This is a genomic window from Sulfurospirillum sp. E15m (genome assembly GCF_059415145.1).
Map to the genome: position 1 here is coordinate 145,910 of NZ_JCAHZS010000008.1, position 10,218 is coordinate 156,127.

Below are 10,218 nucleotides of genomic sequence, written 5' to 3' on the forward strand. Positions count from 1 at the left end.
AAACGCTTAGCGCTGAGAAAGCGTTTTTGCAAGGGCACGGCAGATGCGGGCATATTGGTTGTCTATCGGGTGTCCTTGTGATTCTAAGGATGTGATGGCCGTTTGCGTATCGCTCATGCGTCGTTCATTGACATAAATGCTTTTTTGCTTATTGGCGCGTGCCATTTCAAGCTCTCTGATATGTTTTTGAAGATGGTTTCTATCATTGAGAAGATGGTCTTCTTTGCGGTAAAGTTGTGCCATAAGGGAGCGTCGCTCGAACATTTTCTCCACACCATCTTCAACGAATTTTACCTCTTTAGAGTCACTCGCTTCCAAACGGTCTATCGTCGTGCGTGCTGCTTGTGCTTTCTCTTCTATCTCTTTTAAAAGTAAGTGTTGGCCTTTAAGATGGGCTTCTTGTGTTTTAAGTTCCGTACGTAAGATGTCGAGTCTTTTTTTGAGTGAGCCAAGGTCTTTTTGTTTGGAAAAAAGCGATTGTTTCGATTTTTTGTACTGAATCATGGTTGAGCGAATGGTCGTCATGTTCCACGCACGATTGCTTTCATCTAAAATAGGGTTTGGCTTATAGCGATTGCCTTTGGAGTCGATAGTCTCATGGATACCAAAGTGGCTCAAAAACTCAATGGCATGTCTCTCTTGGTTTGAAAAATGCATCAAAATATCCTCAGCAATGCGGAGCATCATCTCTTCAAACATTTCGCGCAAGAGGTACAAACTAAGGGCTCGAACCTCTTTGAGGTCTTCAATTTCACTGAATTCGATGACAACGATGTCGGTTAGGTTTACCAACACCGAAACAAAAAGACGTTTAAACTCTAAAGGGTTAATCTTCTTAATATTTAAGGTGCTCTCAATGGCAAAAGGAAGCAGCTCTAGAAGGCGCGCTTTATACTCATCGTTTGGAAAACATGTTTTCTTATACGCTAAAAGTGTTTCAGCAGGAATACTGCACGCACGGCGCTCTTCAGCATCTTTGGGAATATCGATTTTAAAATAACGTTTAATGTAGATTTCATCATTGGTGCAAATAAACAAATCGTGACGATCTAGGTTGAGTTTTTGCGTGAATTTTTCATGGAGAACATCCACAAAAGAGGTGTAGCGTTTGGGCAAGCGGCACTGGTCTAGTGCTTCTAAAACGACTTCAAGGTCACTCTCTTCAAAGCGGTATAACACATCTAGGTAGAGGTATTGCTCTGGATTAAATGTTGCAAAAAATTGGTCGATTGTTTTTTCAACGTGGCTAAAAGGCTCTTCTATCATATCTTACTTATTCCTAACAAAGAGTGAATTTTAGCTAAAAATACTAAAAGTAAGATTTTAAGCCTTTTGTTCTGGCGAAAAAAAGGCTTATTTTAAGCAAAACATTTAAACGTTGTAAAATTCTCTTAGATGCGAGATGCTCGCATGTCCCATCGCTAAAATACTCTCTTTAGAGTTACCGCCAAGGTGCGGCAAACAGACAAGATTTGGAAGGTCTACAAGCTCCCAATCGTGCGTTGGTTCTTCTAAAAAAGCTTCCAAGCCCGCTCCGGCGATTTGCCCGTTTTTTAGTGCCACTTTGAGTGCTTCTTCGTCAATGATTCCACCGCGCGCTGTATTGATAATAAACGATGAAGGCTTCATCGCTTCAAACTCTGCGTACGAAAAGAGATTTTTACTCTCAGGCGTCAGCGGCAAATGAATCGAAATAATATCTGCTTCTTTGATGATACGCTCTTTGCTCGCATAGGTGATGCCGTATTGTTTGGCATCTGCTTCACTGTGCGTGCGGTTTGATACAAGAATGGTGCAGTGAAAAGGAGCTAAAAGTTCGACCACACGCTTAGCGATATTGCCAAAGCCAAAAAGACCGATGGTTTTTCCGGTCAGCTCACTGCCGCCATTGACTTTCCAAACGTGTTGTTTGAGCAGTGTTGTTGCGATGTGAAGATTTCTGGTCAGTGAAAGCATCAATGAAAGTGTGATTTCCGCGACAGAATTGCTATTGGTTCCGCCACTCCAGCCTAGTTTTACACCTCGTTTTTGCATCGCTTCGACATCCATATTGTCCAATCCGACACCATAACGTGAGAGAATTTGAAGCTTAGGGCACGCACGTAGAATTTCATCGTCTATCTCTTCACGTCCGACTATGGCGCCATCAACATCGTGTAAAAAAGCGATGATGTCTGCTTTGGTTTTAAGGGTATTATCGGCATTGTGTTTTACATCATCAAAATGGCTCTGAAGTTCTTGCATCAGTTCATTTGAACGAGAGAAAAGAGGAGAAATGACGGCGATTTTCATTGGTTATCCTTTATACATTATCACATTGTATAAAAAAGTATAACATCTTTTAAAAAATATTGGGTTAAAAAAGAGGCATTAGATTTTACATGTAAAACCTTAGGAAAGACTCTTATTCTCCTCATCGGTAAAGATACGTGAGCGTGTGATAAACTGGTATCCTTCGTCAATTTCAAGCGAAAAAGAGTTCCCAAAAGCGGCTTTTTCTTCTTTGACGTCTAAAATGATTTGTGAGTAGCGAAAGTATTCAAACTGGTCTTTGTCGATGAAAAACTCGCATCCGCCGACTTCGCCCATTTTGACATTGCGAGAAGGCACATGAAAGTCTTTTTTTTCATAGCACATCGGTGCTGTGCCATCGCAACAACCGCCGCTTTGGTTAAAGACGAGTTCACCATACTCTTTTTTGAGTTTTTCGATAACCGCTAATGCCTCAGGTGTGGCGATAATGCGTTTGACTTCCATGGTTTCTCCTTTAAGAAGAGAGTGAGTAGCTCTTGGCTACGCACTCATAAAGGCTAAAAGAAGCCTAGTTTATTTTTGTTGTATGACGTCAAGATATTTTTGGTGTGTCTGTACGCATTAAGCATCATCATGTGTGTTTCACGTCCGATACCTGATTTTTTATACCCACCAAAAGAGGCATGCGATGGGTAGAGATGGTAGCAGTTTACCCACACACGTCCTGCTTCAATGCCACGTGACATTTTGTGAAGTTGATGCGCGTCTCTTGACCAAACGCCAGAACCTAAACCGTAAATGGTGTCATTGGCGATGGCAAGTGCTTCATCTTCATCTTTAAACGTAGTCACACAAAGCACTGGTCCAAAAATCTCTTCTTGGAAGATACGCATTTTGTTGTGACCTTTGAAGATGGTTGGTTGGATGTAGTTACCTTTTGGGAAGGTTTTATTTTTGTATTCTCCTCCACCAATTAAGCATTCAGCCCCTTCTTCTTTACCGATGCGAATGTAATCTAAGATTTTTTCTTTTTGATTGACCGAAGCTTGAGCACCCATTTTGGTCGTTGGATCAAGTGGGTTTTCTTGCGTGATCGCTTTAACGCGCTCTAAAACACGTTTCATAAACGGCTCATAGATAGACTCTTGAATAAGGGCACGTGATGGGCATGTGCAGACTTCACCGCTGTTAAAGGCAAATAAAACAAGTCCTTCAATCGCTTTGTCAAAAAACTCATCGTCTTTTTCCATAATAGATTCAAAAAAGATGTTAGGTGATTTTCCACCGAGTTCCAAAGTGGATGGGATGATGTTTTCGGTTGCGTACTGCATGATGAGCTGACCGGTTGTGGTCTCACCCGTAAAGCCTACTTTTTTAATGTCGGGGTGCGTTGAGAGGTGTTTACCGATTTTTCCACCTGCTCCGTTGATGATATTGACAACGCCTTTTGGGAGTACATCTTGGATGGTTTCCATTAAAAGTAAAATAGACATTGGCGTTGCACTCGCTGGTTTTAAAACAACGCAGTTACCAGCCGCAATGGCTGGAGCAATTTTCCATGCAGCCATTAAAAGAGGAAAGTTCCAAGGAATGATTTGAGCGACAACACCCAAAGGCTCGTGAATTTCTTGTGAAATCGTGTTTTCATCGAGGTCTGCTACCGTTCCAGCTTCGCCGCGGATGACAGAAGCAAAATATCTAAAATGGTCAATGACCAAAGGAACATCCGCCGCTAGTGTTTCACGAACCGCTTTACCGTTGTCAAGTGTTTCAGCAATCGCGAGCGCTTCAAGGTTTGCTTCGATTTTGTCGGCAATTTTATTTAAAAGGGTACTTCTTTCAATGACGGAAGTGTGTTTGTAGGTTTCAAACGCTTTGACACCAGCCGCAACGGCTGCATCAACATCGGCAGTTGAAGAGCGAGGAATTTTAGTTAAAAGTTCGCCATCAACGGGAGAGAGGTTATCAAAATATTCACCGCTAAGAGGTGGAACCCACTCACCACCAATAAAGTTTTCGTAACGAGGTTTATACGTCGGTCTAGAATATGCCATTTTTGCACCTTTCTTAATAGAGTTAAAGATAAAAATTATCTTTTACCCAACTTTAGTGTAGCTCCCTTTAACCCCTAAGACAATCTGACAACTAACTTTTTTTTTCAGGTTATGTTTATTTTTATACAATGACGTAGGCTTTTACATGTAAAAAAATAACCTATTAGTATTTCGTTTACGAATGATTAAACCATCGTTTATGCTACTACCGTATACTTTCATTACCAAGACAATACCTCCTTTTTGTAGATAACCTAACCTTTTTAATACAGAAACGCTCAAATTGCCCGGTTTGAGCGTTTCATCTCATCATTTTCTCTTTATAAAACTATCCAGTTTGGCAAACTTCCTCCAACGCTTGTGATATGATATAAATCCTTGAGTCTAGAAGTAAGATAGTTTTACAGTAACATGCTACTATAAAAAGCAATATTTTAAAACAAATTTGGCTATTGTGGATTAGGCGTTAGGAAGAATATAGATGAAAAAATAAAGACTTATGCTATAATTATGAATACAAAAAATACATGTATTCACAAAGGAGGATCATATGGCTACTTCTATTAGACTAGATGATAGTTTTGAAGTGAGGTTAGCTCGTTTAGCAACTTTAACAGATCGTCCAAAATCTTTTTATATTCGTAAATTGTTTGAAGATTATTTTGAGAATTTGGAAGATTACTATTTAGCGGAAAAAGCTGATCAGACACCTGAAAGAATTTATACGTTAGATGAAGTGGTAAAAGAACTTGGCTTGGATCATTAAATTTAAAGAGAGTGCAAAAAAAGAACTCTCAAAGCTTGATAAACCTATTGCCAAAAAGCTTATCATTTTTTTACAACAATTAAGTGATTGTGATGATCCTAGACATAAAGGTAAGCAACTTAAAGGTAAACTTAAAGAATTTTGGCGATATAGAGTAGGTGATTACCGCATTATTACCAAAATTACCGATCAAGAAATTACTATTTTAGTATTGAAAGTCGCACATCGAAAAGATGTGTATGAGGATCAATAAATATTCGGAGACAGTACGTAATATGATAGATTCAAGACTCAATATTAGTGATGAGATTTTAGAAATAGCTAGAGCCGTTATCAAAGAAGAGGCTCCTTCTTTAATTAGAGTCAATGCTTTAGCAGGTACTGGAAAAACTACACTTTTAAAAATACTTGAAGAATACCATACTATGTATTGGAAATCTCCTTTTAAACACCCTGAGGTTATTTTTTTGGCCTATTCAAGACTACTTGCAGATGAAGCAAAGCATTTATTTGAAAATAGTAGAGTAACGTGCTGTACGGTATATGAACTTGCAAAGAATTATTATATAGGACGAAAAGAAGCTACACTCTCTAAAGCTTATTCGTGGGAGTTATTTGCAACATATTTTAATGTTAGCTATTCCGACGCAAATCAAATTTATACACTTTTAAAGACGTGGTTGAGTAGTGGATATGACGAAATGGCTCTATCTACCTATGATTTTAGTGGTAATTTTGATAGTGCAACTTACTATAACGTGCAAACATTTATTACAGATGTGCGTAGTCATCAAAACGGTACTTTTATGACGCCAGAGTTTATATTAAAAGAGTTTCAGCTAGATCTTTTAAAAAATCAATCTATGGAACCAATTGATCTTCTATTAGTCGATGAAGGTCAAGATTTATCTGATGCAGCATTATCAGTATTTCTTCATTATCCTGCGAAAAAAAAGGTGATTGTCGGTGATACCAATCAAAAAATTTATGATTTTGTATCAACTAAGAATGCATTGATTCAAGATATTAAAAAGCAAGATATTTTAGATTTTACATTATCAACAAGTTATAGACATGAGAAAAATGTTGCGCAAAAAGCTGAATGGATTTTACAAACATTGAAAGGGCAAAATACAGTTTTTTCTATATATGAAAATACTCAAAAGCTAAATCCTCCAGCAAGAACTGCCAATAAAGGAATTCTCTGTGGAACGAATATTGGTCTTTTAAAAGCTATACAATATGCAAAAGAAAATACTATTGAAAGTCTTGATTTAACATCGTTCGTGTTACAGGATCTTTTTAAGTTACCTCTTGAAATCTATAAATTTAGTACATTAACATTGAATGATGAAGTACCTGCTGATATGTCATATGCACTCAAAGAACAATTCAACTTTTTTAAAGATTACGCTGTCTATGATAAATTCTTCACTTTTTTAGATAAAAAACCTATAGAAGCCTTTAAAGGAAATTTAAATCGAGCTATGAGTATTGTTAAGGCATATACAAATGAAGAATTAAGAAGCCTACATACGTATGCTATTGTTGCTTCATCTGAACCAGTAACGTACAATTCGGTTGCAATTTGTACAATACATAAATCTAAAGGATTTGAATTTAATGCTGTTGTAATTGTTGATGACCTAAAAGACTTGGCATTACATATAGCAGAATATTTTATTTCAACCCAGAATACGGTAAAAAGAGGGGCAAAATATGATTTTGTTAAAGAATTTGGAGAATTTATTAATAAGCGAGAAAAAAGTATTTTCAATGACAGAGATATAAGTGCAAGAAGCCATCCTATTAATCTTTACTACACAGCAATTACAAGAGCAAGAAGAGAATATATAGATTTGAGTATTAATAGTAATTACCAGAATAAAGAAAGCCTCAATGAAGCAGTTTTCAAATTTGTTGAAAGATCAAAAAGACGAAGTAAATAAAGTTTATATATTATATTTTAAAAGGTATACTCAATGGAGGATATGAAAAATATATTTAGAGAAAATGAAAAAATAAATAAACAAATTATTTTAGAGGATGACACTATTATCATTAATGTTAAATATAAATATTGTATAAAGTTACATAGTTGTAATACGGAATCTAAGCTTTTAGGTGTTATCTATCAACTAAGTCAAAAAAAATGGATGACGACACAGCTTATAGAAAGATTTATAGAAATTGTTATTAAAGAAAATAGACTTATATTAGAATTTAATCAATACTTACATAGCGGTAAAACTATAAATCTAAATGATCCATATGATTTTACATTGGAGAATGTGAGAGCTTTAATTGCATCTAAAGATGACTCACAAAATAGGCAGCTACGTGTAACAAAACATGGTATTGCCTATCTCTCAGATGTTGTTGGCAATGTTGATATTAATGATTTAGTCTGTAGATTTGAAACTTTTTCTCAAGGTAATGATGATGTTGGTCTTAATGCCTCCAAGAATGATTCATGGGTCAGAGAAATTTACAATATGCTGAAAGCAAATTGGCCAATCCCCAAAGACTCATATATCGATTATTAATTATCAAAAAATAAAACTAAATCTTTAGCTTTTAGACTTCATTATGGTTTTACAAGTAAAAGACTTATTGTTTCATTTCATTTTGCAATAAATCCTCCTCCTTTTTTCTGCTTGTTCTATAATCTTTTTATGTTTTACATGTAAAGGTTGGTGCGTGATTATTCATCTTGATTTAGACTGCTTTTTTGTCTCTGCCGAGCGTACACGTACCCCTTTTCTAAAAAATAAACCCGTCGTTGTTTGCAAAAGTGGCGATACTAAAATTTTTTCACGTGAAGATACCGAATGTGTTATGACAGACTCCGTGGGTGGATTTAACGGTCTTTTTCAGCATAAAAAAACCTATCAGGGATTTGATAAAAATGCTTGGAAAGAGGAGTTTATGGATGAAGAGGGCAGAATTCATGGCATTGTCATCGCTAAAAGCTATGAAGCTAAAAAGTACGGCATTAAAACAGGCACACTGTTAAAAGATGCGCTCATCCTCTGTCCTTCCTTACTTGTAGTTTCAAGCGACCATCTGTTTTACCAACTGCTTTCAACAAAGCTCAAAGCGTTTCTATTGACGAAAATCCCTGTACTAGAGCAGTACAGCATCGATGAATTTTGGGGAGAGCTGAAAGGTTGGGTGAAAGATGAAGATACCCACGCCTTTGTGGCAAAATTACAGCGCGAAGTGCTAGAAGTGTTTGATTTGCCTATTTCCATTGGAGCGTCTAGCTCTAAATGGATTGCAAAACTGGCGACAGACTTTAACAAACCTTATGGTTTAACCATCGTTCCCAAAGAAAAAATAGGCACGTTTGTCTCCCCGATGCCAATTGAGAGTTTTCCAGGAATCGGCAAAGTGTTGGCAAAAAAATTACACGGCTATAAGATTGAAACATTAGGTGATTTGATGGCATTTAAGCGATTGGTAATTGGGTGGGGCAGAATGGGAAAAGACTTGGTTGCTAGGGTTTTAGGCGAAGATAACGAGCCTGTACTTGCTCATAGAGATAGAAGCTCCATTGGCATTTCACGTAATTTTGCTCCCGTGCAGGAGCGCAGTGAGATTAAAAGGCGCATTATCATTCTCTCCCGTCATCTGTCGCATACGATGGCGAAACTTGATTTGCATCCGATGACTTATTATTTTAAGATACGTTATGAAGGCGGTACAAAGTCAAAATGCTCATTCAGCGTAGAGCGAGAATTTAGTGAAGGATTTTACAGAGAATTGGCGTTACAAACGTTTGAAAAACTCGATACATGCCCTCATTTGAAGATTCACCATCTTAGTCTTGCTACATCCAATTTTATCACGAGAGCTCAATTAAAAACGTTTTCACTTTTACATGTAAAAGATGATACCAAAGCTAAACAGTTGGGTGAAAAGCTTACGCAACTGCGTGATAAATACGGTGTGGATATCATAAGAGCCGGCATTGAGAAATTATAATGCGTCTCTTAAAAACTTCAAACACGCTTCAAAATTTGACGCAATAACGATGTTGGCAAACATAAGATTGTGGCTGAGTCCAAAGTCTTCAAGATGCATACCTTCATGGTCGATGGTGTTATCACCTAAATGAAGCATCGCTTGCGTTCGCTCTTTGAGGCTTCGCCTATCGTTAGAATATGCGACCACTCTCTTGCCAAGTCCCTGAGCAAATCCCACTTCCCAAACCGTTCCACTATCAGGTTCAGGGCCTCGAAAAGGAGAGAGATTGGCGATGACAATGTCGCAGGTGCGAATCATCTCTTGGTTGGCTTCTTGAATTTTAAGTGCGATTTCACTCAGAGATGCTCCTGAAATAACATTATCCAACGGAAAATTTCCCTCAAATCCATACGCTAAACAGCGTTGTTTTAATGTTTCACCTATTTCAATGGCATTAGGTAAAAAGACCTCAGGCCCTGCGAGGTAGATTTTTTGCATGGTGTATTCTTTAGCGTAAAATAAAAATTGAGTGTAACAAAAAAGCTTGCAAAGATAAATAAAAAAGGAGGGCAAGCTCTTTTTACATGTAAAAAATTGATTGCTTCATTTCATACAAGTAGCTTATCGCTTTCTTGGCACCAAAGTGTTGATACACTTTGGTTGCCCTTGTTTATTGGAATTGATTGAGCTTGTTGTTAAGATTTTCAGCCAAACGCGAGAGATGGTCTGCGGCTGAAGCTATCTCCTCCACACTGCGTGCATTCTGACTGGTAAGAGTATTGATATTGGTGACCATATCAACTATTTTATCAGTGTCTTGCGATATCTTGCGTGAGTTGGATGCACTGGTCGTTACTGCTGAGACACTCTCTTGCATGACATGGGTTGTTCCTAAAATGGTTGTCTCAACACCACTGGAAACATCAGAGAGTCTTTGGATGTTTTTAGCATTTTTCCCCATTTGCTCTGATGAATCAACAATGGATTGTACAATGACATTAATCGTGGCATTGATTTCTGTCAGTGAGCTTTGTGTACGTTCTGCTAGTTTTCTCACTTCATCCGCAACAACGGCAAACCCTCGTCCATGTTCTCCCGCCCTTGCTGCTTCAATAGCGGCATTGAGTGCTAACAGATTGGTCTGGTCTGCAATATCAGAGATAACCGTTAAGATTT

11 protein-coding genes are annotated in these 10,218 nt (G+C 37.6%); 5 read left to right on the plus strand and 6 right to left on the minus strand.

Annotation, left to right across the window (positions count from 1 at the left end; genetic code table 11):
• Positions 1 to 6: 6 nt before the first annotated feature.
• The 4 genes from AC5SLP_RS11535 to AC5SLP_RS11550 all read right to left on the minus strand — a co-directional run bounded on the left by AC5SLP_RS11535 (position 7) and on the right by AC5SLP_RS11550 (position 4,307).
• Positions 7 to 1,266, minus strand: a complete 1,260-nt coding sequence (locus AC5SLP_RS11535) for a coiled-coil domain-containing protein (protein WP_495255302.1) — start codon at positions 1,264 to 1,266, stop codon at positions 7 to 9.
• Between the two features lie 105 nt (positions 1,267 to 1,371).
• A complete protein-coding gene (locus AC5SLP_RS11540; RefSeq protein ID WP_495255303.1) occupies positions 1,372 to 2,292 on the minus strand; it encodes a phosphoglycerate dehydrogenase in 921 nt (306 codons plus the stop codon).
• A 99-nt stretch (positions 2,293 to 2,391) separates the two neighbouring features.
• On the minus strand, positions 2,392 to 2,757 hold the full coding sequence (locus tag AC5SLP_RS11545) for a DUF779 domain-containing protein (RefSeq protein WP_495255304.1): 366 nt from the start codon (positions 2,755 to 2,757) through the stop codon (positions 2,392 to 2,394).
• Between the two features lie 53 nt (positions 2,758 to 2,810).
• Entirely contained in the window at positions 2,811 to 4,307 is a 1,497-nt protein-coding gene (locus tag AC5SLP_RS11550) for an aldehyde dehydrogenase family protein (RefSeq protein ID WP_495255305.1), read from the minus strand.
• A 550-nt stretch (positions 4,308 to 4,857) separates the two neighbouring features.
• On the opposite strand from AC5SLP_RS11550, the gene relB reads away from it, so the two are divergent.
• The 5 genes from relB (at position 4,858) to AC5SLP_RS11575 (ending at position 9,060) form a co-directional block, all read left to right on the plus strand.
• The gene (gene relB / locus AC5SLP_RS11555) at positions 4,858 to 5,073 is read left to right on the plus strand and encodes a type II toxin-antitoxin system RelB family antitoxin (protein WP_495255306.1); all 216 of its coding nucleotides are present in this window, start codon (positions 4,858 to 4,860) and stop codon (positions 5,071 to 5,073) included.
• Positions 5,057 to 5,326, plus strand: a complete 270-nt coding sequence (locus AC5SLP_RS11560) for a type II toxin-antitoxin system RelE family toxin (protein ID WP_495255307.1) — start codon at positions 5,057 to 5,059, stop codon at positions 5,324 to 5,326. Before relB ends, AC5SLP_RS11560 begins: the two co-directional genes overlap by 17 nt.
• Entirely contained in the window at positions 5,313 to 7,022 is a 1,710-nt protein-coding gene (locus AC5SLP_RS11565; protein WP_495255308.1) for an AAA family ATPase, read from the plus strand. The genes AC5SLP_RS11560 and AC5SLP_RS11565 overlap by 14 nt, the downstream gene beginning before the upstream one ends.
• 33 nt (positions 7,023 to 7,055) lie before the next feature.
• Positions 7,056 to 7,619: a hypothetical protein gene (locus tag AC5SLP_RS11570; RefSeq protein WP_495255309.1), complete on the plus strand. Its 564-nt coding sequence runs from the start codon at positions 7,056 to 7,058 to the stop codon at positions 7,617 to 7,619.
• A 154-nt stretch (positions 7,620 to 7,773) separates the two neighbouring features.
• On the plus strand, positions 7,774 to 9,060 hold the full coding sequence (locus AC5SLP_RS11575) for a DNA polymerase Y family protein (protein ID WP_495255310.1): 1,287 nt from the start codon (positions 7,774 to 7,776) through the stop codon (positions 9,058 to 9,060).
• Here the strand turns inward: AC5SLP_RS11575 and AC5SLP_RS11580 are convergent.
• Together AC5SLP_RS11580 and AC5SLP_RS11585 are read right to left on the minus strand one after the other, a co-directional pair.
• Positions 9,055 to 9,540, minus strand: coding sequence for a nucleoside 2-deoxyribosyltransferase (locus AC5SLP_RS11580; RefSeq protein ID WP_495255311.1), 486 nt, complete (start codon positions 9,538 to 9,540; stop codon positions 9,055 to 9,057). The two genes, AC5SLP_RS11575 and AC5SLP_RS11580, sit on opposite strands and share 6 nt — an antisense overlap.
• A gap of 172 nt (positions 9,541 to 9,712) precedes the next feature.
• Positions 9,713 to 10,218 (minus strand): methyl-accepting chemotaxis protein (locus tag AC5SLP_RS11585; RefSeq protein ID WP_495255312.1); only part of this gene is annotated, 506 nt, incomplete at its 5' end.

Coding starts and splice junctions, on each gene's coding strand:
- AC5SLP_RS11580 (WP_495255311.1), bottom strand. CDS start 9,540: ATGCAAAAAATCTACCTCGCAGGGCCTGAGGTCTTTTTACCTAATGCC.
- AC5SLP_RS11570 (WP_495255309.1), top strand. CDS start 7,056: ATGGAGGATATGAAAAATATATTTAGAGAAAATGAAAAAATAAATAAA.
- relB (WP_495255306.1), top strand. CDS start 4,858: ATGGCTACTTCTATTAGACTAGATGATAGTTTTGAAGTGAGGTTAGCT.
- AC5SLP_RS11550 (WP_495255305.1), bottom strand. CDS start 4,307: ATGGCATATTCTAGACCGACGTATAAACCTCGTTACGAAAACTTTATT.
- AC5SLP_RS11565 (WP_495255308.1), top strand. CDS start 5,313: ATGAGGATCAATAAATATTCGGAGACAGTACGTAATATGATAGATTCA.
- AC5SLP_RS11545 (WP_495255304.1), bottom strand. CDS start 2,757: ATGGAAGTCAAACGCATTATCGCCACACCTGAGGCATTAGCGGTTATC.
- AC5SLP_RS11535 (WP_495255302.1), bottom strand. CDS start 1,266: ATGATAGAAGAGCCTTTTAGCCACGTTGAAAAAACAATCGACCAATTT.
- AC5SLP_RS11540 (WP_495255303.1), bottom strand. CDS start 2,292: ATGAAAATCGCCGTCATTTCTCCTCTTTTCTCTCGTTCAAATGAACTG.